Origin of the sequence: Myxococcus stipitatus DSM 14675, assembly GCF_000331735.1 — a bacterium.
In the GTDB taxonomy this organism is placed as follows: Bacteria; Myxococcota; Myxococcia; order Myxococcales; family Myxococcaceae; genus Myxococcus; species Myxococcus stipitatus.
Window position 1 is genome coordinate 4707025 of record NC_020126.1, and the last position, 22663, is coordinate 4729687.

The 22663-nt window shown below is 69.6% G+C and carries 22 protein-coding genes and 1 riboswitch; of the genes, 14 read left to right on the forward strand and 8 right to left on the reverse strand.

All coding sequences use genetic code 11. The features are described from left to right. Positions 1 to 80: 80 nt before the first annotated feature. The 4 genes from MYSTI_RS18370 to MYSTI_RS18385 form a co-directional block, all read right to left on the reverse strand. A complete protein-coding gene (locus MYSTI_RS18370; protein WP_015349277.1) occupies positions 81 to 1502 on the reverse strand; it encodes a sigma-54-dependent transcriptional regulator in 1422 nt (473 codons plus the stop codon). Between the two features lie 18 nt (positions 1503 to 1520). Beyond that, complete coding sequence (locus MYSTI_RS18375) at positions 1521 to 2045, reverse strand: OsmC family protein (protein ID WP_015349278.1); 525 nt, start codon at positions 2043 to 2045, stop codon at positions 1521 to 1523. A 119-nt stretch (positions 2046 to 2164) separates the two neighbouring features. Then, positions 2165 to 3574, reverse strand: a complete 1410-nt coding sequence (locus MYSTI_RS18380; protein WP_015349279.1) for an SLC13 family permease — start codon at positions 3572 to 3574, stop codon at positions 2165 to 2167. An 80-nt stretch (positions 3575 to 3654) separates the two neighbouring features. Further along, positions 3655 to 4086 carry a CBS domain-containing protein gene (locus MYSTI_RS18385; protein WP_015349280.1) on the reverse strand — a complete coding sequence of 144 codons (432 nt, stop codon included), beginning with the start codon at positions 4084 to 4086 and terminating at the stop codon, positions 3655 to 3657. A 220-nt stretch (positions 4087 to 4306) separates the two neighbouring features. Next, a riboswitch (TPP riboswitch) is annotated at positions 4307 to 4417 on the forward strand. Positions 4418 to 4464: 47 nt separating this feature from the next. On the opposite strand from MYSTI_RS18385, the gene thiC reads away from it, so the two are divergent. Both thiC and MYSTI_RS18395 read left to right on the forward strand, forming a co-directional pair. After that, positions 4465 to 6339, forward strand: a complete 1875-nt coding sequence (thiC, locus tag MYSTI_RS18390) for a phosphomethylpyrimidine synthase ThiC (protein ID WP_015349281.1) — start codon at positions 4465 to 4467, stop codon at positions 6337 to 6339. Positions 6340 to 6495: 156 nt separating this feature from the next. Beyond that, positions 6496 to 6885: a DUF4870 domain-containing protein gene (locus tag MYSTI_RS18395; protein ID WP_015349282.1), complete on the forward strand. Its 390-nt coding sequence runs from the start codon at positions 6496 to 6498 to the stop codon at positions 6883 to 6885. A gap of 92 nt (positions 6886 to 6977) precedes the next feature. Here the strand turns inward: MYSTI_RS18395 and moaA are convergent, their stop codons facing one another. The 3 genes from moaA to thiO all read right to left on the reverse strand — a co-directional run bounded on the left by moaA (position 6978) and on the right by thiO (position 10552). Next, complete coding sequence (gene moaA / locus MYSTI_RS18400; RefSeq protein ID WP_015349283.1) at positions 6978 to 7988, reverse strand: GTP 3',8-cyclase MoaA; 1011 nt, start codon at positions 7986 to 7988, stop codon at positions 6978 to 6980. A 63-nt stretch (positions 7989 to 8051) separates the two neighbouring features. Then, on the reverse strand, positions 8052 to 9296 hold the full coding sequence (locus tag MYSTI_RS18405) for an HD-GYP domain-containing protein (protein ID WP_015349284.1): 1245 nt from the start codon (positions 9294 to 9296) through the stop codon (positions 8052 to 8054). A gap of 140 nt (positions 9297 to 9436) precedes the next feature. After that, positions 9437 to 10552, reverse strand: a complete 1116-nt coding sequence (gene thiO / locus MYSTI_RS18410) for a glycine oxidase ThiO (RefSeq protein ID WP_015349285.1) — start codon at positions 10550 to 10552, stop codon at positions 9437 to 9439. A gap of 312 nt (positions 10553 to 10864) precedes the next feature. Between thiO and hisG the strand changes: the two genes are divergently transcribed. The 10 genes from hisG (at position 10865) to MYSTI_RS18460 (ending at position 18766) form a co-directional block, all read left to right on the forward strand. Continuing rightward, the gene (gene hisG / locus MYSTI_RS18415; protein WP_015349286.1) at positions 10865 to 11725 is read left to right on the forward strand and encodes an ATP phosphoribosyltransferase; all 861 of its coding nucleotides are present in this window, start codon (positions 10865 to 10867) and stop codon (positions 11723 to 11725) included. Further along, entirely contained in the window at positions 11725 to 13032 is a 1308-nt protein-coding gene (gene hisD, locus MYSTI_RS18420) for a histidinol dehydrogenase (RefSeq protein WP_015349287.1), read from the forward strand. Before hisG ends, hisD begins: the two co-directional genes overlap by 1 nt. Beyond that, a complete protein-coding gene (locus tag MYSTI_RS18425; protein WP_015349288.1) occupies positions 13029 to 14069 on the forward strand; it encodes a pyridoxal phosphate-dependent aminotransferase in 1041 nt (346 codons plus the stop codon). The genes hisD and MYSTI_RS18425 overlap by 4 nt, the downstream gene beginning before the upstream one ends. Continuing rightward, entirely contained in the window at positions 14066 to 14659 is a 594-nt protein-coding gene (hisH, locus tag MYSTI_RS18430) for an imidazole glycerol phosphate synthase subunit HisH (protein ID WP_015349289.1), read from the forward strand. The genes MYSTI_RS18425 and hisH overlap by 4 nt, the downstream gene beginning before the upstream one ends. After that, positions 14656 to 15372 carry a 1-(5-phosphoribosyl)-5-[(5-phosphoribosylamino)methylideneamino]imidazole-4-carboxamide isomerase gene (locus tag MYSTI_RS18435; RefSeq protein ID WP_015349290.1) on the forward strand — a complete coding sequence of 239 codons (717 nt, stop codon included), beginning with the start codon at positions 14656 to 14658 and terminating at the stop codon, positions 15370 to 15372. Before hisH ends, MYSTI_RS18435 begins: the two co-directional genes overlap by 4 nt. Beyond that, positions 15369 to 15911: an imidazoleglycerol-phosphate dehydratase gene (locus MYSTI_RS18440; protein WP_015349291.1), complete on the forward strand. Its 543-nt coding sequence runs from the start codon at positions 15369 to 15371 to the stop codon at positions 15909 to 15911. The genes MYSTI_RS18435 and MYSTI_RS18440 overlap by 4 nt, the downstream gene beginning before the upstream one ends. Beyond that, positions 15905 to 16666, forward strand: a complete 762-nt coding sequence (hisF, locus tag MYSTI_RS18445) for an imidazole glycerol phosphate synthase subunit HisF (protein ID WP_015349292.1) — start codon at positions 15905 to 15907, stop codon at positions 16664 to 16666. Before MYSTI_RS18440 ends, hisF begins: the two co-directional genes overlap by 7 nt. Then, entirely contained in the window at positions 16663 to 17442 is a 780-nt protein-coding gene (gene hisN / locus MYSTI_RS18450; RefSeq protein ID WP_015349293.1) for a histidinol-phosphatase, read from the forward strand. The genes hisF and hisN overlap by 4 nt, the downstream gene beginning before the upstream one ends. Further along, positions 17442 to 18071: a bifunctional phosphoribosyl-AMP cyclohydrolase/phosphoribosyl-ATP diphosphatase HisIE gene (gene hisIE, locus MYSTI_RS18455; RefSeq protein WP_015349294.1), complete on the forward strand. Its 630-nt coding sequence runs from the start codon at positions 17442 to 17444 to the stop codon at positions 18069 to 18071. The genes hisN and hisIE overlap by 1 nt, the downstream gene beginning before the upstream one ends. A gap of 242 nt (positions 18072 to 18313) precedes the next feature. Beyond that, the gene (locus MYSTI_RS18460) at positions 18314 to 18766 is read left to right on the forward strand and encodes a hypothetical protein (RefSeq protein ID WP_015349295.1); all 453 of its coding nucleotides are present in this window, start codon (positions 18314 to 18316) and stop codon (positions 18764 to 18766) included. Positions 18767 to 18778: 12 nt separating this feature from the next. Here MYSTI_RS18460 and MYSTI_RS18465 read toward each other — a convergent pair whose 3' ends face one another. After that, positions 18779 to 19912, reverse strand: a complete 1134-nt coding sequence (locus tag MYSTI_RS18465) for a hypothetical protein (protein ID WP_015349296.1) — start codon at positions 19910 to 19912, stop codon at positions 18779 to 18781. Between the two features lie 81 nt (positions 19913 to 19993). Between MYSTI_RS18465 and lpdA the strand changes: the two genes are divergently transcribed. Both lpdA and lipA read left to right on the forward strand, forming a co-directional pair. Then, the gene (gene lpdA, locus MYSTI_RS18470; protein WP_015349297.1) at positions 19994 to 21391 is read left to right on the forward strand and encodes a dihydrolipoyl dehydrogenase; all 1398 of its coding nucleotides are present in this window, start codon (positions 19994 to 19996) and stop codon (positions 21389 to 21391) included. A 314-nt stretch (positions 21392 to 21705) separates the two neighbouring features. Then, the gene (gene lipA / locus MYSTI_RS18475; RefSeq protein WP_015349298.1) at positions 21706 to 22635 is read left to right on the forward strand and encodes a lipoyl synthase; all 930 of its coding nucleotides are present in this window, start codon (positions 21706 to 21708) and stop codon (positions 22633 to 22635) included. The last annotated feature ends 28 nt before the right edge of the window (positions 22636 to 22663 follow it).

Sequence of the window (22663 nt, forward strand, 5' to 3'; positions counted from 1 at the left end):
AGTATTACGACGGGTGTCGTAACTGTCAACGACGGTTGTCGTAGACCTCTCCGCGCGGCGAGGGGACCACGCGGAGGAGGTCAGGGCTCCGCGGCCAGGTCGCTCGCGGACTCGTCGGCCTCCCCCTTCGCCGCCGCGTCCTCGCCTGACGTTCCGTACTCCTTGAGCCGGTACTGAATCTTCCGGACGCTGATGCCCAGCACCTCCGCGGCGCGGGACGTGGAGCCCTGCACCATCTCCAAGGTGCGGAGGATGGCCTCGCGTTCGATGGCCGCGAGCGTGGCGCCGGGGATGAGCGAGCCCTGGCTGGTGCCGCTGGGGCGCGGTCCTCGCAGCACGGGCGGCAGGTCATCCGTCGCCAGCTCGTGGCCCTGGGTGAGCACCACCGCGCGCTCGATGGCGTTCTCCAGCTCGCGGATGTTGCCCGGCCAGTCATGCGCGAGCAGCGCCTGGAGCGTGCCCGGCGCCAGCCCTCGCACCTGCTTGCCGTAGGCGTCGCCGTACTTCTCCAGGAAGTGGTTCACCAGCGCGGGGATGTCGCTCTTGCGGTCCCTCAGGGGCGGCAGCGTCACGCTGACCACGTTGAGGCGGTAGTAGAGGTCCTCGCGGAAGCGGCCGGCCTTCACCTCCGCGGCGAGGTCCCTGTGGGTCGCCGCGACGATGCGCACGTCCACCTTGAGGGTCTGCGTGCCGCCCACGCGCTCCAGCTCGCGCTGCTGGAGCACGCGCAGGAGCTTCACCTGCACGGTGGGGGAGATCTCCCCGATTTCATCCAGGAACAGGGTGCCGCCGTCGGCCAGCTCGAAGCGACCTTCCTTGCGCGCCACCGCGCCGGTGAAGGCGCCCTTCTCGTGGCCGAACAGCTCGCTCTCCAGGAGGCTCTCGGACAGCGCGGCGCAGTGCACGCGGATGAAGGGCTTGTCGCGGCGGGGGGACTCCTGGTGGAGCGCCTGGGCGATGAGCTCCTTGCCCGTGCCGGACTCGCCCAGGATGAGCACCGTGGCGCGGGTGCTCGCGGCGCGGCGGACCACGTCGTAGATGCCCTGGAGCTGGGGCGACTCGCCGATGATGTCGTGGAAGCGCCGCACGCGGGTGCGGACCTGGTCCCTCAGCGCCTCCGCCTCGCGGCGAAGGCTGCGCTTCTCCAGCGCCTTCGACAGCGTGACGAGCACCTGGTCCGCGTCGAGCGGCTTGAGGAGGAAGTTGTCCGCGCCGGACTTCATCGCCTCCACCGCCATCTCCACGCTGGCGAAGGCCGTCATCATCACGAAGGTGGCGTCGCTGCCCTGCTCCCGCGCGGCGCGCAGCAGGCTCAGTCCATCCAGCTTCGGCATGCGCACGTCGGTGAGCACCACCGCGGGAGAGAAGTCCGCGACGCGGGTGAGGGCCTCCTCGCCATCGGCGGCCTCGGCCACCTCGTAGCCTTCCTCGGACAGGATGGTGGCGATGGCTCGGCGGGCGTTGTCCTCATCGTCGACGACCAGGATGCGCTGTGCGGACATGGATGGGGGCTCGGAGGGTCAGGGGAGTGCGAGGCGCGGCGCCGGCCGCGCGTAGGGAGTGGTGTCGGACTGGGGGCGGACGTTCGTGGCCTGGGTGTGCCACGTCTCCACCACCGGCTCGATGCGGGGGAAGATCTGGATGACGGAGCTGGGGAAGCAGTGCGCGGGCAGCTCGGAGAAGAGCAGGCGCACCACGTCCGCTTCCGAGTCCGTGGCCACGGCCACGTGGGGACGAACGATGAGGTCCGTGAGGTGCGGCGGCTGGCCTTGGGCCGCGACGACCCGGGCCACGGCGCTGCTCTGGTAGAAGAGGACGCGCACGCCGGCTTCGCGCGCCCGCTCCAGGAACGCGAGCAGCGTGCGGCCTTCCACCGCGCCCACGAGCAGCGCCTCCGGTGCCCAGCGACCGCTCTCCGGCGTGCCACGCTCGACGAGCGGGAGTCCGATGGGAACGGGGGGCGCATGGTCGCTTGTCAGGACGGCACCGCGTTCGCCCTGCCAGTACAGGCGCGTTTCGTACTCTGTGACGGTAACGGACGTCATGGGCTCTCCCTCCGCCGGGCCGTGCTCCGGCATTGCCCTTTCAACCCGTGTGCCGCGAAGGTGCTTCATGTTGGACCCGGGATTCGTCCTGCGGTCCGGGACGGGAGGGCGAGGGTAGCTCATGGCAGGCCAAACAGACGCAGGACCCACGGTCCCGTCACGCTGACCAGCAGACAACCGGCCACCATGAGGGGAACCCCGAGTCGCAAGAGCTCGGAGGTGTCGAGCCCCTCGCCCGCGGCCATCGCGTTGGGTGGCGTGCTGATGGCGAAGGGGATGCCGAACGCGCACCCCATGGCGACGAGGATGGGCGTGGACGCGGAGGGCTCCACGCTCAGGGCCAGTGGGAGGAGGAGGGCGGCGGTGCCCGTGTTGCTCATCAAGGCCGACAGCACCGCCGCGACGACGACCAGCGCCCCCAGCCGGGCCTCGCGGGGCAGGGCCTCCAGTCGAGCGCCGTCGAGCGCATGCGCCACCAGTCCGGAGTGCTCCAGGAGCTTGCCCAGCGCGAGCCCGCCCGCGATGAGCAGCAGGGTGGACCAATCCAGCCGGCCCAGGTCCTCGCGCCGGAGCAGCCCCGTGCCGAACAGCAGCGCCGTGGCGCCCAGGGCGACCACCGGTGCGGGCACGCCGTGGAGGGGCTCCGTCAGCCAGGCCGCCACGCAGGCGGCGCTCACCGCGAGGACCCGCCGCCCCGAGGGACTCAGCGCCCGCGTCATCGGTGCGGGCAACGTCACCGGCCCCGCCACGCGGAAGCGCAGGAGGATGAGGCCGAAGCCCAGGAGCAGCATCAGCGCGGTGAGGGGCAGCGCGAACGCCATCCAGCCCGCGAAGGTGACGGGGGCGAAGGTGCTGGCCGCGGACACGGCGAGGGCATTCGGCCCGCTGCCCACGGGTGTCGCCATTCCGCCGAGGTTCGCGCCCAGCGCGACGGTCGCCAGCAAGGCGGGCCGCAGGGGCGCGCCGGCCGGAGCGGCGAGCAGCACGGGCCGCAGCGCCGCGAGCATCATCGCCGCGGCGGCCACGTTGGACATCCACATGGACAGGAAGGCCACGCCGCCCATCACCAGGAGGAGCAGCAGCCGGGGCCGGCCCCGAGAGCCGCGCACGACGTGGCGAGCGACCGCGGAGTCGAGGCCGTGTCGCATGGCCGCCACTTCCAGCGTGAAGCCGCCGAGGAAGAGGATGAGCACCGGGTCGGCGCACCACCGGAGCACCGAGGCCAGCTGGTAGTCCGGCGCCAGCGGTCCCAGCACCACGGGCGTGGCCCCGAGCAGGAGCAGGGTGGGAACAAAAGGGGGCACCAGCTCCGACAGCCACAACACCAGGCAGACGCCCGCCACCAGCACCGCGCGCGACGCCACCTCGCCCTGCACACCGAAGCCCGCGACCAGTCCCACCGCGACCAGCCCCACGCCCGCGAGGGCGGGCCGGGTCCAGTGCCGCCGTGAAGCCGGAGCGGCGAGGGCCTCGATGGGCATGGCGGGGGTGGCCTCGGTGTCGGGCATCGAGGCAAGAGGCGGGGACATGGCGGGGATTCACCGTCGCGAGGACGTGGGGAGGGGGAAGCGAACGAGCACCCGCGCCGCGAGGCGTGGGGCCGGGAGGCTCAGGCGTTGAACTCGCGCGCCAGCTCGCGGCGGTCCTTGTCCTCGATGAGGTGCTGCGCGTAGCGCACGAGGTCCGCCTCCGTGAGGATGCCCACCAGCATGCCGTCCGTCGTCACCACCGGCAGGCAGCCGAACTTGTTGCGCAGCATCAGCGCCACCGCTTCGCGCAGCGAGTCGTTGGGCGTCACCGTCGTCACGTCGCGCGTCATGATGTCCGCGGCCCACAAGGGCTGCGCGGCCGGGTCCGATGCGTGCGTGGCCGCGGCCCTCAACAAGTCCCGGTGCGTGACGAGCCCCACGAGCTTGCCCTGGCGCGTGACGGGCAGATGCCGGATGCGGTGCATGCTCAGCAACTCCTCCGCCTTGCCCAGGTTCTGCGTCTCCTTGAGCGTGACCACCTCGCGTGTCATCAGCTCTCCGACGATTTTCATGAGTGGCGCTCTTTCCGTTCGGTGGTTCTCCGGCGGGCCATTGCAGGACGAGGGCCAGACCGGCTTCGCTCGGGGAACGGTGATTCCGGCGTCCTGCGCGCGCAAGGTTTGCGCCCTTGGGATGGGCTCCGCAGTTCTTGCGCGAGGAGTGTTCACTGGAGGGCCCCAGGCTCCGCCTCCGGGTGGGTTGAACCCCGGTGCGGTGTGGGCTAGATGCTCACCCAGTCGCTAGGGGTGCCCCTCGAGAGGGGCTGAGACGGCCGCGCGGCGCGGCCAACCCTTGGAACCTGAACCGGGTCATACCGGCGGAGGGAAGCGGCATGGAGCCCACAGCCTGGGCTCCGTCTGCCTTCCCGCCCGTCCTCGAGGAGTTGAGTGATGAGCGGAGCATCCAAGAGCCTGAAGGTCGATGGGAAGGTCCTGGAGGGCATCAGTCGAGGCCCCCTGCCGGCCTCCCGCAAGGTGTTCGTGAGCGGGACGCTGCACCCCGACGTGCGCGTGCCCCTGAGGGAAATCAGCCAGACGCCCACGCGGCACGGCCATGGACCGGACGCGCGGGAGACGGCGAATCCCCCCGTGCATGTCTATGACTCCAGCGGTCCGTACACGGACCCCGCGGCGGACATCGACCTGCGCCGGGGCCTGCCGGCGGCGCGCGAGGCGTGGATCCTCCGTCGCGGCGACACGGAGGAGCTGGCCGGCATCACCTCCAAGTACGGCAAGGAGCGTGAGGAGGACCCTCGGCTGGCGGGGCTGCGCTTCGGCCACCGGCGCAAGCCGCGGGTGGCGCGCGCGGGGAGCAACGTCACGCAGCTCCACTACGCACGCAAGGGCATCATCACCCCGGAGATGGAGTACGTGGCCGTGCGCGAGAACCTGCGCGTGGAGGCCTCGCTCGCCGCGCAGCACCCGGGACACTCCTGGGGCGCGTCCATCCCCAAGGTCATCACGCCGGAGTTCGTGCGCGACGAGGTGGCCCGAGGCCGCGCCATCATCCCCGCGAACATCAACCACCCGGAGGTGGAGCCGATGATCATCGGCCGCAACTTCCTGGTGAAGATCAACGCCAACATCGGCAACTCCGCCGTCACGTCCTCCATCGAGGAAGAGGTGGAGAAGATGGTGTGGTCCATCCGCTGGGGCGCGGACACGGTGATGGACCTGTCCACCGGCCGGAACATCCACGAGACGCGTGAGTGGATCCTGCGCAACGCGCCGGTGCCCATCGGCACGGTGCCCATCTACCAGGCGCTGGAGAAGGTCGGCGGCAAGGCGGAGGAGCTCACCTGGGACATCTACCGCGACACGCTCATCGAGCAGGCCGAGCAGGGCGTGGACTACTTCACCATCCACGCCGGCGTGCTGCTGCGCTACGTGCCGCTCACCGCGAAGCGCCTGACAGGCATCGTCAGCCGAGGCGGCTCCATCCTCGCGAAGTGGTGCCTGGCCCACCACCAGGAGAACTTCCTCTACACGCACTTCGACGAGATCTGCGAGATCATGAAGGCGTACGACGTCAGCTTCAGCCTGGGAGACGGGCTGCGGCCGGGCTCCATCGCCGACGCGAACGACGCGGCGCAGTTCGGCGAGCTGGAGACGCTGGGCGAGCTGACGAAGATCGCCTGGAAGCACGACGTGCAGACGATGATTGAAGGCCCGGGCCACGTGCCCATGCACCTCATCCAGGAGAACATGACCAAGCAGCTCGCCGTGTGCGGCGAGGCGCCGTTCTACACGCTGGGGCCCCTCACCACGGACATCGCGCCGGGGTATGACCACTTCACCAGTGGCATCGGCGCGGCGATGATCGGCTGGTTCGGCACCGCGATGCTCTGCTACGTGACGCCGAAGGAGCACCTGGGCCTGCCGGACCGCGATGACGTGAAGGAAGGCGTCATCACGTACAAGATCGCCGCCCACGCCGCGGACCTGGCCAAGGGGCACCCGGGGGCACAAGCGCGTGACAATGCGCTGTCCAAGGCCCGCTTCGAGTTCCGGTGGGAGGACCAGTTCAACCTCGCCCTGGACCCCGAGCGCGCCCGCGCCTTCCACGACGAGACGCTCCCCGCGGAGGGCGCCAAGGTCGCCCACTTCTGCTCGATGTGTGGCCCGCAGTTCTGCTCGATGAAGATCACCCAGGAGGTGCGCGACTACGCCGCGAAGACAGGCGTCTCCGAGTCGGCCGCGCTCGACCAGGGGCTGGAGCAGAAGAGCGAGGAATTCAAGAAGACGGGTGCGGAGTTGTATCGCTGAGTCGGAGTGCCTCGGGCCCGGGTGCCGGGTCCGAGGGCATCAAACGACCTGGAACATCACCTGTCCGAGACGTGACAATTCGAGGCCGTGCATGCGATGGTAGGTGCGCATGGGTGCGGCATTCGCGCCCTCGACGAATATCGGGAGGGAGACTTCATGGAGACTCCACCGCGGGAGCAGATGGGTTCGTACATCACGGGATCGCCGATGCTGACGCAGGATGAGAAGACGATGGGGCTGGTCGCGCACATCGGCAGCATCCTCGGCAACTTCGTGGGGCTGGGTTTCGCTGTTCCGCTGGTGCTGATGCTGACGAAGGGCAAGGAGTCCTCCTTCATCCGCGAGCACGCCGTGGAGTCGCTGAACTTCCAGATCACGTGCTTCATCGCGGCCGCCATCGCGGTGGCCACGTCTTGCATCGGCATCGGCCTGTTGCTGCTGCCCGTGGTCGGCATCCTGGCGCTGGTGTTCCCCATCATCGGCGGGCTGAAGGCGAATGAGGGTCAGGCGTACAAGTACCCGTTCGCTCTCCGGCTGGTGAAGTAGTCAGGCACCGGCTCCTTCCTGGAGCCAGGTTCCAACGCGGGCGGGTCATGCGCGAAGGCGCGGACCCGCCCGTCGTGTTTCCAGCGGGTGACTCAGCCGCCGATGCCCATCATGGACAGCAGCGTGGCGCCGTTGCCCGGCTCCGTGAAGCGGTGTCCCTCCGGCTTGTCACCCAGCGCCGCGCGGATGGCGCGCGCGAGCTCCACGTCGGTGGCACCGCCCCGGATGAGCTGATGCAGCGGCGCCTGCGCGCGGCCTCCCAGGCAGCTCCTCAAGTCGCCGTTGGACGCCACCCGCACGCGGTTGCACCCGCCGCAGAAGTTCTGGGTGAGGGGGGAGATGAAGCCCACCCGGCCGCCCGGAGCACGCAGGTAGCGCGCGGGGCCGGAGGTGATGGAGTCCGCGGCGAGGCCCGGGTCCTCGGGCTCGGGGGAGAGCGTCAGGCCCGTGGCCTGAAGCTGTTCGACGAGCTCCGCGGTGGGCACGGGGACCCCCTGGCCGAAGGGCATCAGCTCGATGAAGCGGGGCGTGATGCCGCGTGCGTGGGCGTAGTCCACCAGGGCGCGGGCCTCGCCGTCGTTCACCCCTCGCATCACCACGACGTTGAGCTTGAGCGTGCCGTAGCCCGCCTGGGCGGCACGGTCGATGCCTCTGAGCACCTCGTCGAAGTCCCCCTGCTTGGAGATGCGGCGGAAGGTCTCCGCGGACAGCGTGTCCAGGCTGAGGTTGAGCTGGTCGACGCCCGCTTCGCGCAGGGGGACGGCGAGCGACTCCAGGTGGCTCGCGTTGGTGGTGATGGCCAGGTGGCGCACGCCCGGGATGCTGGAGAGGCGGCGAGCGATGTCCAGGATGTCCGGCCGGATGAGCGGCTCGCCCCCGGTGAGGCGCACGCGGCGGATGCCCATGGCCGCGAAGAGGGAGGCGATGCGCGCCAGCTCCTCGGGGCTCAGCAGGTCCTTCTTGCCGCCCCACGACGCGGGGGAGCAGTACGTGCAGCGGAAGTTGCAGCGGTCCGTGATGCTCAGCCGCAGGTATGTCATGCGGCGCCCCTGCGCGTCCAGCAAGGGCGGAGCGAGCGGGTCTGTGGCGGGAACGGGCGTCATCACGGGCGGGCTGACTTCATAACAGCCGCCGGAGGCCCGTTCATCTCCATTCCCCGCGCTGGCTCAGCCCTCGCTGCCCGTGGCGGACCGGATGATGGGCGCCTTGGTCTCCGCGGGCTCGCTCGTGCTCGGGCGCGCAGGCGGGGCCGGAGCGGCCTCGAGGTCGTCGTCCAGGTCCGTCAGCCGCGCCAGCTCGGCCTCCGCGTCGTTGGCCTCCTGCTCCGCCTGGGGGAGCTGGAGCTTCTTGAGCGCCATCTCCTCCTTGATGCGGATGAGGCCCTCTTCGCCGATGTCCAGGAACGCCCGGACGACTTCCGGGTCGAACTGGGTGTTGGCGCAGCGGCGGATCTCCTGGATGGCGTTCGCGAACGACGTGCCCTTGCGGTACGGCCGGTCGCTCGTCATGGCGTCCAGCGTGTCGGCCACCGCGAAGATGCGCGCGCCGATGTGGATCTCCTGCCGCTGGAGTCCGCGCGGATAGCCCGCGCCGTCGAAGCGCTCCTGGTGCGACAGGACGATGGCGGACGGGGTGGCGAGGAAGGGGATGGCCTGGATCATCTGGAAGCCGATCTCCGGATGCTTGCGCATCTCCAGCCACTCGTCGGGCGTCAGCTTGCCCGGCTTGAGCAGCACCGCGTCCGGCACGCCAATCTTCCCGATGTCGTGCAGCAGCGCGCCGCGGCCAATCTCCTCCAGCTCCTTGCCCTGGATGCCCATGCGCGTGGCGATGGCGGACGTGTAGCTGACCACGCGCAGCGAGTGGTCGCTCGTCTCGTGCTCGCGCGCGTCGAGCGCGGCCACCAGCGCCAGCAGCGTGTTCTGGTAGGTGTTGGCGATGTTGTGCAGCGCGCTTCGCAGCTCCGCCGTGCGGTCCCGGACCTTGCGCTCCAGCTTCTTCTGGTAGCGCTTGCGGGCCATCTCGATGCGCCGCTTGGCGAGCGCCCGCTCGATGGCGCGGATGAGGTCGGTGAGCTTGGGTGGCTTGAGCAGGTAGTCCACCGCGCCTCGGCGCAGGCAGTCCACCGCGGACTCCGTGTCACCGTAGCCGGTGAGCATGATGACCGACGTGTCCGGCAGCCGCTCCCGAAGGTTCTCCAGCAGCCAGAGGCCGTCCTTGCCCGGCATCTTCATGTCGCTGATGACGAGCGGGGTGTCGTCCTCGCCCGCGACGTCGAGCGCCATCTCGGCGCCGCTCGCGACGACGCAGTTGTAGCCCTCTTCACGCAGGAGGACCGAGATGACGTCTCGCACGGAGTCGTCATCGTCGACGATGAGGATTCGGGGTGGGGCAGGGGGTATGGCTTCCACGGGGGAGATTCTAGAGGTTTCCGGGTTTCAATGGCGAATGAGTCAGGGAAATTACCACCTTCCTCCACTTGCCGGTTGACAGTCCAGTGTTCGGGTCCAGAAGAAGACCCTGGAAGTGGGCGGCTGGAGGTGGCTCTCCCTCACGCATGGGCTCGGGGGAGGCGATCATACCTGAAGGGCGCCAGGTCCATGCTCGTCCGCTCACCGAGGAGGGCTTGGGCCACCAGCTTCGCGGTGATGGGCGCCAGGAGGATGCCGTTGCGGAAGTGGCCGGTGGCCAGGAAGAGGCCCGGCATGGGGCCCTCTCCCAGGTAGGGGCGCTTGTCCTCGGTCCACGGACGGAAGCCGGCCCAGGTCTCCGTCACGGGGGCGTCGGCCAGCTCCGGGCACAGCTCCAGCGCCATGTCGAGGATGCGCGCCAGCCCCGCCGCCGTCACCTGCTTGTCGAAGCCCACCAGCTCCATGGTGCTCCCGGCGATGACGCGTCCGTCCGCGCGGGGGACGACGTAGCCCTTCTCCGACGTGAGGATGTGGTCGACGAGGGGCAGGCGCGTCTGGAGCTGGATCATCTGCCCGCGCGCCGGGCGCACCGACTTCGCCTCCACGCCCGCGCCCTGGACGAGCGAGGACCAGGAGCCGGCGGCGAGCACCACGGCATCGGCGCGCAGCACCTCACCGTCCAGGTCCACGCCCACCGCGCGGCCCGCTTCGTGGACGATGCCGCGCACGTAGCCGCTGCGGAACTCCGCGCCCGCGCGCGCGGCGGACATCGTCAGCGCGCGGACGAGGAGCCGGTTGTCCACCTGGTGGTCATCCGGGAAGTGGGCGGCGGCGAGCGCCTTCGGTGAGAGGCGCGGCTCCAGCGCGCGAGCTTGCGCGCCATCGAGGAGCTCCGCGCGCAGGCCCATGCCGCGCTGCCAGAGGACGGTGGCCTCGATGTGGTGGACGGTGGCCTCGGTGAAGGCCACCTTGAGGACGCCGCTGGAGCGGTAGGCGATGTCGACGCCGGACAGCTCGCGCAGCTCCTCGGCGAACGCGGGATACAGACCGCGGCTGCGCAGGCACAGCTCCAGGAAGGGGCCGGGGCCGTCCGCTTCCATCTGCGGCGCGAGCATGCCGGCCGCCGCGCTGCTGGCCTCCGCGCCGGGGATGGAGCGCTCCAACACGGTGACGCGAGCGCCCGCCTGCCGCAGCCGCAGCGCGATGCCGCAGCCCATGATGCCCCCGCCCACGATGATGACGTCCGAGACTCGCATGGCCTTGCTTCCTGCTCGCCCCGGCGAGGGTTTGCAAGCGACTTGAGAGAGGAGGACGGGAGGTCGGGTTGACGGCGAGGGGGCTTTGCCGTTACTGATGGTGCCGTGCGTTTCTCTACCGTGCATCCCCATCATGCGCATCATCGGCTCGGCCCCGACGGGACCGTTCGCCATGCGCATGCCTGGGTGAGCCACTAGACGCACCACCCTCCCGGCACCTGCCGCAGCGACCGAAGGCCCGTCCCCCCCGGACGGGCCTTTTTTCGTTTCCGCGCGGCCACCGTTCCCCCGCAGTCCCCCGCAGGTCCACCCATGCTGCTGAAGATTGCCCTGCCCAACAAAGGCCGTCTGTCCGAAGAGGTTCGTGAGCTGTTCAACGAAGCGGGTCTGGAGGTGCGTGTCAGAGGAGACCGCGCGCTCACCGCGTCGCTGGGCGGTGAGTTCGAGGCCATCTTCGTGCGTGCTCGAGACATCCCGGAGTTCGTCGCGGACGGGGCCGCGCATGCGGGGGTGACGGGGTGGGATCTGGTGAACGAGGCGGGGCGGCATCTCGAGCACCTGATGGACCTGGAGTTGGGCCGGTGTCGGCTCGTGGTCGCGGCGCGTGAGGAGAGCGGCATCGGCCAGGCCAGCGACGTGCGGGACGGCATGCGCGTGGCGTCGTGTTTCCCTCGGCTGACGCGGGACTACTTCGCGCGGCGAGGGCAGCGCATCACCGTGGTTCCCGTCTCGGGGGCGACGGAGATTGCCCCTCACCTGGGCATCGCGGACATCGTGGTGGACCTGACGTCGACTGGTTCCACGCTGAAGATGAACGGGCTGCGAGAAGTGGCCACGGTGCTGGAGTCCAGCGCGAGGCTGGTGGCGTGCCAGGCGAACGACGCCGAGGTGCGTGGAACGCTGGATGAGCTGAAGCTCGCGCTGGGCTCGGTGCTCGCGGCGCGGGGCAAGCGCTACGTGATGGCCAACGTGCCGAAGGAGATGCTCCCTCGCGTGCGTGAGGTGTTGCCGGGGCTCAACGGGCCCACGGTGGTCGACGTGATGGACGGAGGACGCTTCGTCGCGGTGCACGCGGTGGTGCCAGCGAAGGCCATCTACCGCACCGTCAATGCCCTGAAGTCCCTGGGGGGCGAAGGCATCCTCGTCACTCGGATTGAAAGGTTGGTGGCGTGATGGCTCCGCTTCCTTCGTTCCTCCGGTTCCAAGGGCCCCTCGCGAGGCTGTCGCCCGAGGACCGGCGCTGGTTGTTGCTGCGAGGTGGCGCGGTCGACTCGCGCATCGCCGCCCGGGTTCGAGAGCTCATCGCGAGTGTCCAACTGGATGGGGACAGCGCGCTCTTCGAGATGGCGCGCCGGTTCGATGGGGTGTCGTTGTCCTCGCTGGAGGTGCCTCGGGCGCGCTGTGAGGAGGCGCTGGCGGCGCTGGAGCCCTCCCTGGTGCGGGCGTTGACGCGGGCCGTGCGCAACATCGCTCGGGCGCACGAGGTGCAGCGTCCTCGCGCGGTGGAGGTGGAGACGGAGCCGGGAGTGTTGGTGGGGCGCAGGCCGGACCCACTCGGGCGGGTTGGCGTGTATGCGCCAGGAGGCCGCGCGGTCTATCCCAGCAGCGTGTTGATGGGCGTGGTCCCCGCGAAGGTGGCGGGAGTGGGGGAGGTCATCGTGTGCTCACCGCCGGGACGCGACGGACTGCCTCACGCGAGTGTACTGGCCGCCGCGGTGCTGGCGGGAGCGGACCGGGTCTTCGCGTTGGGAGGCGCGGGCGCGGTGGCGGCGATGGCGTACGGGACACGGAGCGTGCCGCGTGTGGACCGCATCGTCGGGCCTGGGAATGCGTACGTCGCCGAAGCCAAGCTTCAGGTGGTGGGCGCGGTGGCCATCGAAGCGCCCGCGGGGCCGAGTGAAATCCTCGTCGTCGCCGACGCGACGGCGAGTCCGGAGGCGGTGGCGCGAGAAGTCCTCGCACAAGCGGAGCATGACCCGGACGCGGCCTGTGTCGTGGTGGCCTTGGGTGACGCCGTCGCGGAGGCCATCGCGGCGCAGGTACGGGCGCTGTCGGTGAGCGCGAAGCGGCGGGAGATTGTCGACGCGGCGTTGGGCTCGCGAGGCGCGGTGTTGAGCGTGGCCTCGCTGGAGGAGGTGTGGCCCTTCGTGGCGGACTTCGCACCGGAGCACCTGCTCCTCGCCACGGCGGAGCCGGCGGCGGACCTGGAGCGCGTGCGCAATGCCGGCACCGTCTTCCTGGGGGAGCGCTCGTCGGTGGCGTACGGCGACTACATGACGGGCTCGAACCATGTGCTGCCCACGGCGGGGCTGGCGCGGGCGTACTCGGGGCTCAACCTGCTCGACTTCTACCGATGGACCACCTTCCAGCGCGTGGAGCGTGCCGCGTCGGCGGCGCTGGCGGACGACGTGGGGGTGCTCGCGGACAGTGAAGGACTCTTCGCGCACGCCGAGGCCGCGCGGGCCTGGAGGGGCGCATGATTCCCCTTCGCGCGTCCTACCAAGGCCTCTCGCCGTATTCGCCGCCGAAGAAGCCGTGTCGCGTGGACTTGAGCGACAACACCAACCTGTTTGGTGTGCCTCCCGCGGCGGCTCGCAAGCTGGGGGAGTTTCACGCGGAACTGCTGGCTCGCTATCCCCGGAGCTATGCGCCCGACCTGCGGCGCGTGCTGGCCTCGGGGCTCGGGGTCGAGGCCGAGTGGGTGACGACGGGGTGCGGCTCCGACGATGTCCTCGACAGCGCGCTGAGGGCGTTCCTGGAGCCGGGGGAGGTGCTCGCGTTCCAGGACCCCACGTTCGTGATGATGCCGTTGTTCGCGAAGGTGAATGGACTGCGGCCCGCGGCGGTGCCGCTGCGCGCGGACTTCGATGTGGACCCGGAGGCGCTGCTCGCCACCGGGGCGAAGGTCATCTACCTGTGCTCGCCCAACAACCCCACGGGCACGGTGTTGTCGCGTGCGTCGGTGGAGCGCGTGGTGGACGAGGCGCCGGGCGTCGTCATCATCGACGAGGCCTATGCGGACTTCGCGCGCGGCCCTGGCTTCGTGGACCTGGCGCTGACTCGCACGAATGTGCTGGTGACGCGGACGTTCTCCAAGGCGTTCGGCCTCGCGAGCCTGCGCGTGGGCTGGGGCGTGGGGCACCCGAGGTTGGTGGCCGAAGTGGAGAAGGCCCGAGGGCCGTACAAGCTCACCCAGCTCGCGGAGTCGGTGGCCGTGGCCACGTTGAACGAGGACCCACCCTGGGTTCGAGTCTGGGCCCAGGAGGCGGTGGCGAACCGGGAGCGGCTTCGTGAAGCCCTGCGGGCGATGGGGCTGAAGCCGCTGCCCTCCGAGGGCAACTTCCTGCTGGTGCCCGTGCCCGGAGCGCCCGAGGTGGCGGAGCGGATGCGCGAGCGCGACGTGAATGTGCGCGCCTTCCAAGGACTCACGGGTGTGGGGGACGCGCTGCGGATCGGCAGCGCTCCCTGGCCCTTGCTGGAGACGGCGCTCACGGCGCTGCGGGAGTCGCTGCGATGAGGGTCACCTTGTTCGACTATGGCGCTGGCAACCTGCACTCGCTGGGCAAGGCCCTGACCACGGTGCCGGGCGTGGACGTGCGAGTGGAGGAGGACCCCGTGCGCGCGGTGGACACGGAGGTCCTCGTGTTGCCCGGCGTCGGAGCCTTCGGCGCGGCGGCGGCACGACTGGCCCCCGGACGCGAGGCGATGCGCGCCGCCCTGGAGCGAGGGCTGCCGTGCCTGGGCATCTGCCTGGGGATGCAGCTCTTGTTCGAGTCGAGTGACGAGGGACCCGGTCAGGGCCTCGGCTACTTCGCGGGCCGGGTGACTCGGCTGAACGCGAGGCGCGTGCCGCAGATGGGCTGGAATCCGGTGGACGCGGACACCACGGTGCCTGGTGTTCCGCTGGAGATCGCCTACTACGCGAACAGCTTCGTCTGCCGAGCCCAGGATGTGTCCCTCGTGACGGCCTGGACGACCCATGAGGAGGACCGCTTCCCCGCGGCGGTGCGGCGAGGCTCGGTGGTCGGCGTGCAGTTCCACCCCGAGAAGTCCTCAGCCGCGGGCGTGGCCTTCATCCAGGGCTTCTTGCGCGAGGTGGCGTCATGAAGGCGATTGCGGCCATCGACCTGCGCGAGGGCGCCTGCGTGCAGCTCGTCGGAGGTTCGTACGACGCGGAGCGGGTCCGGGTGAACGACCCGCTGGCCGCGCTGCAACAGTGGCGCGACGTGGGCTTCAGACACTTCCATGTCGTCGACCTGGACGCGGCCTTGGGACGTGGCTCCAACGCGGACGTGGTCGCTCGATTGACGTCCCAAGCGCCAGGGCTCGCCTTCACCGTGGGCGGTGGCGTGCGGGAGGCCGCGCGGGTGGCGTCGCTGCTGGAGGGCGGCGCCTCGGGGGTGGTGGTGGGGACGCGAGCCATTGAAGACCCGGTCTGGCTCGCGGACGTGGCGAGCCGTCATCCAGGGCGGGTCGTGGTGGCCGCGGACGTGCGCGGGCGTGAAGTGGTGACGCGGGGGTGGACCCTCGGCAGTGGTCGAGCGCTCGACGAGGTGCTCGCGGCACTGGAGCCGTTGCCGCTGGGCGGACTGTTGGTGACGGCGGTGCACAAGGAAGGGCAGCTCGAGGGCGTGGACCTGTTGCTCATGCGCGACGTGGTGTCGCGGACGCGTCACCGGCTCTACGCGTCGGGCGGGGTGACGACCCTGGAGGACTTGCGAGGCTTGTCGTCGGTGGGTGCCTACGGGGCGGTCATCGGCATGGCGCTGTACACGGGGCGACTGGATGCGCGCGAAGTCGCGCGGGAGTTCTCGGAATGACCACCGTCACGCGAGAGACGAAGGAGACGAAGGTCCGTGTGGAGCTGTCCCTGGGACGTGGCACGACGCAGGTGGACACGGGGCTCAAGTTCTTCGACCACATGCTGTCCACCTTCGCGCGCTACGCGGGGCTCGACATGACGCTCCACGCGCGGGGCGACCTCACCCACCACGTGATGGAGGACGTGGCCATCACCTTGGGCACCGCCGTGCAGCGGGTGATTCCCGCCACGGCGGCGCGCTTCGCGGAGAGGACGTTGCCGATGGACGACGCACTGGTGCAGGCCTGCCTCGATGCGGGTGGACGCTTCTTCTACGAGGGACCCCTGAAGAACCGTCTCTACGAGCACTGGATGCGCTCGTTCTGCGAGCACGCGAAGGTGACGCTGCACCTGCGCGTCCTGCGAGGGCGAGACAGCCACCACGTCACGGAGGCGGCGTTCAAGGCGCTGGGCCTCTCACTTCGGGACGCGATGGTGGACACGGGCACGGTGTTCAGCATGAAGGGCACCGTGGCCCTGGAGGTGCGCGAATGCTGACGCGACGACTCATCGTCTGTCTGGACGTGAAGGGCGGCAGGGTGGTGAAGGGCGTCCGCTTCGAGGGCCTCCGCGACATGGGCGACCCGGTGGAGCTGGCCCTGCGCTACGAGCGGGAGGGCGCGGACGAGGTGACGTTCCTCGACATCTCCGCGAGCGTCGAGGAGCGGGAGACGCTCTGGGACCTGGTGCGCCGCACCGCGGAGCGGCTGTTCATCCCGCTGACCGTCGGAGGCGGAGTGCGCACGGTGGAGGACGTCGGCCGGGCGCTGCGTGCGGGCGCGGACAAGGTGAGCATCAACTCGGCGGCGGTGGCTCGTCCCGAGCTGCTCACGGAATGCGCGGAGCGGTTCGGCGCGCAGTGTGTGGTGGCGAGCATCGACGCGCGGCGGGACGGGCCTCGCTGGCGCGTGCACACCCATGGAGGGCGGAAGTCCACGGACCTGGAGCCGGTGGCCTGGGCGCGGGAGTGTGTGGCACGAGGCGCTGGCGAGGTTCTCCTCACCAGCATCGACCAGGACGGGGCCCGCTCGGGGTATGACCTGGAGCTGACTCGCGCGGTGGCGGACGCGGTGGATGTGCCCGTGATTGCCTCCGGGGGCGCGGGTTGCGCGGAGCACGTGCGAGAGGGGCTCGTGCGAGGCGGCGCGGACGCCGCGCTGGTGGCGGGCATCCTCCACGAGGGGCTCACCACGGTGGGCGCCATCAAGTCGCTGCTCCTCGCGAGCGGCCTTCCGATTCGGAGCACGACATGACGAGTATCCAAGGACTGATGCAGGCGGCGACGGAAGTGGCGCGCAAGTCGGGCGACGTGGCGCTGGGGTTCTTCCGAGGCGGCATCGCGGTGGACACCAAGAGCGACGGCACGCCCGTCACCGTGGCGGACCGCACCGCGGAGCAGACCGCGCGCGAGTGGCTGGAGGCCCGTTTCCCAGAGGACGGAATCCTCGGCGAGGAGTTCGGGGAGACGCGGCCCGGAGCCGAGCGCCGTTGGATTCTGGACCCTATCGACGGGACGAAGACCTTCATCCGCGGCGTCCCGCTGTGGGGCACGCTGGTGGCGCTGGCGAAGGGGGACCGCATCCTCGTGGGGGCTGCGTACTTCCCCGCGGTGGGGGAGTTGCTGGTCGCAGCGCCAGGGGAGGGGTGTTTCCTGAATGACTCCCACACGCAGGTGTCGCGCCAGGCGGACCTCTCGCGCGCGGTGGTGCTCTGCACAGACGAGCGCTTCCTCACGTACCCCGAGCGCGGCGAGGCCTGGCGGCGACTCACGCGTGAAGCGGCCGTATCCCGCACCTGGGGCGACTGCTACGGCTACCTGATGGTCGCCACCGGTCGCGCGGAGGTGATGGTGGACGAGCTGCTGTCCCCCTGGGACGCGGCGGCGCTCCAGCCCATCATCGAGGAGGCCGGCGGCGTCTTCTCCGACTGGACGGGGCGAAAGACGTCCTTCGGCGGAAGCGGCATCGCCACCAACGGGCTGCTGGCACGGGCCGTTCGCGAGCGGCTGGGCGCGACAGGAGGCCCGTGATGTTGGACCTGGACAGACTCGACTTCACCAAGGGGAACGGGCTGGTGACGGTGGTGGCCCAGGACGCGCGCACCGGAGACGTGTTGATGGTGGCGCACGCGGACCGGGAGGCCATGGAGCACACCGTCTCCACGGGAGAGATGCACTATCGCTCTCGCACGCGGGGCCTCTGGCACAAGGGCGCGACCAGCGGGAACACCCAACGCGTGGTCTCCCTCCGCGCGGACTGCGACGGCGACACCGTCCTCGCGCGCGTGGAGAAGGCGGGGCCCGCCTGTCACACCGGTGAAGCGTCCTGCTTCGGTCCGGGGAGCGGGGATGGCCTGGCCGCGCTCGATGCCACGCTGGCTGATCGCGCGGCACGTGCGCCGGGGCCCGGAGAGAAACCTGGTTACACCCACCGCCTGCTCGCGGACCGCAACCTGCGCCTCAAGAAGGTGGGGGAAGAGGCCGCGGAGCTGGTGACGGCCTGCGCGGACGCGGATGCTGATCGCGCCGTGGAGGAGGCCGCGGATCTCCTCTATCACCTGCTGGTCGCCATCAGACCCCTGGGCCTTGGACTGGACGACGTGAAAGCTGTCCTCGCTCGGCGTGCAGTGAAGCCATCACTTCCTGGCAATGCTGGATGAGATGGGCTCTCAGCGTCTCGGTCGGGTGCCGGGACGCCGTGTCAGCGTCGACCCGGATGAATTTGTCCGTCACGACTGAATCCCGGAGATGGGAGGGGCCCCGACGAATTTGAGCGCAGCTATCAGTGACTCACTTCAATGAAAGGAGTGTTCCTGCTACACATCCGGACGCGCGGCGCAGTGGAGAACGCCGGCCGGGCGCTTCTTTTCGATTTGAAACCGTCCGCCTCACCGGAGGCATCGTGAACGGCCCCACCACGTACAAGGCAGAGCTCATCGACCGAGTCATCTTCTCGCGTTGGCTGAATCCTCCAACCAAGGAGGATGTCGCGGCGATATTGGTCCAGATGGAAGAAGCGATGCAGCGGCTTGGTACGCGCCTCATCTACGTTGGTTCGGTGAGCCCGAAGTCCAAGGTTCCCGACGCGAACGAGCGCACCATCCTCAACAACTTCCTCGTGGACTCGAGGAGGACGTGCATCGAGCAGGCGTGGCTCATCTACGAGGGCACCGACCTGCAGCACAACCTTCAGCGCGTCATCATCTCCGGCGTGCTCATCCTGACCCGCACCTTCGACAACTACCTCTCGGTGGCGAAGTCGGGGGATGCGATCATCAAGGACGTCAGCGCCGTGCTCAAGAAGGACGCGGCGCCCATCTTCCAGCTCGCCAAGGAGCGCGGCCTCGTGATGTGAGGCCGCCCCGGTTCATCGCGCGCCGCGAACCTCCAGTTCGTGGAGCTTCCCGTCGGCGCGCGCGGGGAACACGCTGATCGCCTCCACGTCCGTCAGGGAGGCCGAAAGCTCGCAGGTCTCCCACTCGCCCTTGCCCTGGTACTGGCAGACGGTGGGGTTGACGAACGAGGTCCCCGCTTCCGGGTCCTTCAGTCCCGCGCCCTTCGGTGTGCGGACGATGGCTCGGAGCGTGCCCGGGCCCTGGGCCTTGAGGCGGAACGAGGCCACGCTCTTCAGCGGAGGCGAGTAGCTCGCGCGGAGGGCACCATCCGCCGCCCAGCGATGTTGCTGCGGCGCGGACGCCACGGCGACGTGTGTCCCCGGGTCACCATCGAAGGCCAGGAGCGCGGACTGTGCCCCCGACACCTGATCCGGCTTCAGCACCGAGGTCGCCCCGGGCTTCGTCGTCTGGGCCAGGGCCTTCAGCGCGGGCGCGCGGTCGCCCTGCTGGACCACCGCGGCGGCCAGGACGGAGGGCGGCAGCAGCCCGACGCGGTGGCAGGCCGGGGACAGTCCCTCGACGAGGGGGAGCACTCCGGCCGGCAGCTCGATATCCGCCTGCGCGGCGGGGGCGAGCCCCAACCTGACGACCGCGTCACAGGCGGAGGGGGTCCCCGGGCCCGCGTGCTCGAGGTTCCACTGGAGCTCCTGAATGTTGAGCGGACGACCGATGGCGGCCTCGAGCATGGCTCGGGACACCGTCTCGGCGCAGGCGTTGACGGCCCCCGCGCACCGCTCGCACAGCGCTCCGAGCAGGCCTCGCAGCGGGGTATCCGCCCCCTGGGAGAAGGGCGCGCGGGCGGCCAGTGCGGGAGCCATCTCACAGGCGCGAGGGGGAGGTCGAGGACAGGACTCCAGCCTCTTGCGGGCCTCGGCCACGACCTGGGGGTCGTCCGGGGTGCGCAAGGGGGCGGCCAGGGCCTGCTCCAGCGCGCGGCAGTCCAGGGAGAGGGCGGGCGGAGCGGGGGCGACCGGGGGAGCGGCGGCTCGTGGGGACGAGGACGGGGCGGCGGCCTTTTCATCCTGGTGCGTCACGCACCACAGGCGACCGAAGGCGATCAACGCCACGAGCATCAAGAGGAGGGTTCTGAGCGGGTAACGGCGCACGAGCAATCTCCTTGATTCCAACCGGGAGCGGGGGTTATCAGCCCCACCGGGTTCCATCCGCAAAAATAGACGGAGGCGTGCGTGGCTGAGACGTTCGACGTGGTGATCATCGGTTCGGGCCCTGGCGGCTACGTGGGTGCCATCCGCGCGGGGCAGCTCGGGCTGAAGACGGCCATCATCGAGAAGGACAAGCGTCTGGGCGGTACCTGCCTCCATCGCGGGTGCATCCCCACCAAGTCCCTGCTGTGGACGGCGGAGCTGTTCCACCATGTCCGCGAGGCGAGCGACTTCGGCATCGACGTGTCGAGCCCGACGGTCAACTGGCCCAACGCGATGAAGCACAAGGACAAGGTCGTCACCAAGGGTGCCAACGGCATCGACTTCTTGATGAAGAAGAACAAGGTGACGGTCATCAAGGGCCATGGCCGCATCGCTGGCAAGGGCAAGGTGGAGGTCACCGCCGCCGACGGGACGAAGCAGGTCCTGGAGGCGAAGAACATCATCATCGCGACGGGCTCGGTGCCCAAGTCCCTGCCGAACGTTCCGGTGGACCACAAGCGCGTGATGAACAGCGACTCCATCCTGCAGATCGACCGCGTCCCCAAGAGCATCATCGTCCTGGGCGCCGGCGCGGTGGGCTGTGAGTTCGCGTCCGTCTTCAACCACGTGGGCAGCAAGACCTCCATCGTGGAGTACCTGCCCGCGCTGCTCCCCATCGAGGACGCGGACATCTCCAAGGAGCTGGAGAAGACCTTCCGCCGCCGTGGCATCGACGTGCACACGGGCTCGGCGGTGGAGAAGGTGGAGCACACGGCCGACGGCGTGCGCGTCACCATGAAGGTGGGCACCGAGACGAAGACGCTCGAGGCGGAGATCCTCCTGTCCGCCGTGGGCCGCGCGCCCGTGACGGAGGACGTGGGTCTGGACAAGACGTCCATCAAGACCGACCGCGGCTTCATCAAGGTCGACTCGATGCTGCGCACCAGCGAGCCCAACGTCTACGCCGTGGGCGACGTCATCCCGACCCCGATGCTGGCCCACATGGCGAGCGCGGAGTGCGTGGTGGCGGTGGAGCACATCGCGGGGAAGAACCCGCAGCCCATCAACTACGACCTCACGCCGTCCGCGACCTACTGCTACCCCGAGGTCGCCTCCGTGGGCCTCACGGAGAAGAAGGCCAAGGAGCGCGGCTACGACGTCAAGATCGGCAACGCCCCGTTCGGCGCGGTGACGAAGGCGGCCATCACCAACGAGTCGGGTGGCCTCATCAAGATCGTCTCCGACAAGAAGTACGACGAGGTGCTGGGCATCCACATCATCGGCCCCCACGCCACGGAGCTGCTGGCCGAGGCCTGCGTCGCGCTGAAGCTGGAGATCACCACCGAGGAGCTGGCGGGCACCATCCACGCCCACCCGACGCTCTCGGAGATCGTCCACGAGGGCGCCGAGGCCACGCTGGGCCATCCGCGCCACTTCTAGTCGGCGCCTGACGCCCCCCGGGCTTCCTCACCGGAAGCCCGCTCAGGCCGTCCCGGAGCACGTCTCCGTGGACGGCCTTGTCATGTCCCCGCTCGCGCCCCGGTGCTTCCGCCACGCGGGTGGACCAGCGGAGGGCTGGCTGGCCGTGGGGCTCCGAGGGCCTCGAGGCGGGTCATGCCGTGCCCACTGCCTGGAGAATGCGGGGGCATTAGAAGGGGAAGGACTTGCGCGAAGGCCCGGCGGATGCTGACGCCTCGCGTTAGAGGCTTCCCGCTTGAACGTCTTCCGCCCAAACCATAGAAGGCCCGCGACCCATGGCGACTCCTGATCGGTTTCCTCTTCCCCAGGTGCCTGAGACCTCCCGCAAGCCGGAATGGCTGAAGGTGCGGTTGCCCCACGGCGAGGGGTACGAGCGAGTCAAAGCCATCGTGAAGCGCACGAAGCTGGCGACCGTGTGCGAAGAGGCTCGCTGCCCGAACATCGCCGAGTGCTGGGGCGGTGGCACGGCCACGGTGATGTTGATGGGCGAGGTCTGCACGCGCGCGTGCCGCTTCTGCCACGTGAAGGTGGGGGCACCTCCACCGCTGGACCCGATGGAGCCCATCCACCTGGCCCAGGCCGTCAAGGAGATGGACCTCGAGTACATCGTCGTCACGTCGGTGAACCGCGATGACCGGCCGGATGGAGGTGCCAGCCACTTCGCGTCCGCCATCCGCGAGCTGCGCCGCGAGAGCCCGCGCACCATCGTCGAGGTGCTCATCCCCGACTTCAAGGGCGTGGAGAAGGACCTGACGACGGTCGCGGAGGCGAAGCCGCACGTCGTCGCGCACAACGTGGAGACGGTGGAGCGGCTGACGCCGACGGTGAGAGATCGCCGCGCGACCTACCGCCAGTCGCTGCGCGTGCTGGACTACCTGAAGCGCCGCCCGGAGGGCCTCTACACCAAGACGTCCGTGATGGTGGGCCTGGGCGAGACGGACGCGGAGCTGGAGCAGACCTTCAAGGACCTGCGCGAGGTGGGCGTGGATGTGCTCACTCTTGGACAGTACCTCCAGCCGTCGCAGTACCACCTGCGCGTGGAGCGCTTCGTGACTCCGGCGCAGTTCGAGTCGTACAAGAAGCTGGCGGAGTCGTACGGCTTCCTCTACGTCGCCTCGGGGCCGCTGGTCCGTTCCAGCTACCGGGCCGCCGAGTTCTTTATGAAGGGCCTGATGGAGCGCGAGCGCCTCGAGCGGCTCGGCTGACCGGGCTTCGTTTCGTGGCTTGACGCAA

What these genes read in the sequence shown, in the direction of transcription:
- hisF (WP_015349292.1), top strand. Translation starts at nt 15,905, where the DNA reads ATGCTGACGCGACGACTCATCGTCTGTCTGGACGTGAAGGGCGGCAGG.
- hisD (WP_015349287.1), top strand. Translation starts at nt 11,725, where the DNA reads ATGGCTCCGCTTCCTTCGTTCCTCCGGTTCCAAGGGCCCCTCGCGAGG.
- lipA (WP_015349298.1), top strand. Translation starts at nt 21,706, where the DNA reads ATGGCGACTCCTGATCGGTTTCCTCTTCCCCAGGTGCCTGAGACCTCC.
- thiO (WP_015349285.1), bottom strand. Translation starts at nt 10,552, where the DNA reads ATGCGAGTCTCGGACGTCATCATCGTGGGCGGGGGCATCATGGGCTGC.
- MYSTI_RS18435 (WP_015349290.1), top strand. Translation starts at nt 14,656, where the DNA reads ATGAAGGCGATTGCGGCCATCGACCTGCGCGAGGGCGCCTGCGTGCAG.
- MYSTI_RS18375 (WP_015349278.1), bottom strand. Translation starts at nt 2,045, where the DNA reads ATGACGTCCGTTACCGTCACAGAGTACGAAACGCGCCTGTACTGGCAG.
- hisG (WP_015349286.1), top strand. Translation starts at nt 10,865, where the DNA reads ATGCTGCTGAAGATTGCCCTGCCCAACAAAGGCCGTCTGTCCGAAGAG.
- thiC (WP_015349281.1), top strand. Translation starts at nt 4,465, where the DNA reads ATGAGCGGAGCATCCAAGAGCCTGAAGGTCGATGGGAAGGTCCTGGAG.
- MYSTI_RS18425 (WP_015349288.1), top strand. Translation starts at nt 13,029, where the DNA reads ATGATTCCCCTTCGCGCGTCCTACCAAGGCCTCTCGCCGTATTCGCCG.
- moaA (WP_015349283.1), bottom strand. Translation starts at nt 7,988, where the DNA reads ATGACGCCCGTTCCCGCCACAGACCCGCTCGCTCCGCCCTTGCTGGAC.
- hisIE (WP_015349294.1), top strand. Translation starts at nt 17,442, where the DNA reads ATGTTGGACCTGGACAGACTCGACTTCACCAAGGGGAACGGGCTGGTG.
- MYSTI_RS18370 (WP_015349277.1), bottom strand. Translation starts at nt 1,502, where the DNA reads ATGTCCGCACAGCGCATCCTGGTCGTCGACGATGAGGACAACGCCCGC.
- hisN (WP_015349293.1), top strand. Translation starts at nt 16,663, where the DNA reads ATGACGAGTATCCAAGGACTGATGCAGGCGGCGACGGAAGTGGCGCGC.
- hisH (WP_015349289.1), top strand. Translation starts at nt 14,066, where the DNA reads ATGAGGGTCACCTTGTTCGACTATGGCGCTGGCAACCTGCACTCGCTG.
- MYSTI_RS18385 (WP_015349280.1), bottom strand. Translation starts at nt 4,086, where the DNA reads ATGAAAATCGTCGGAGAGCTGATGACACGCGAGGTGGTCACGCTCAAG.
- MYSTI_RS18395 (WP_015349282.1), top strand. Translation starts at nt 6,496, where the DNA reads ATGGAGACTCCACCGCGGGAGCAGATGGGTTCGTACATCACGGGATCG.
- MYSTI_RS18440 (WP_015349291.1), top strand. Translation starts at nt 15,369, where the DNA reads ATGACCACCGTCACGCGAGAGACGAAGGAGACGAAGGTCCGTGTGGAG.
- MYSTI_RS18380 (WP_015349279.1), bottom strand. Translation starts at nt 3,574, where the DNA reads ATGTCCCCGCCTCTTGCCTCGATGCCCGACACCGAGGCCACCCCCGCC.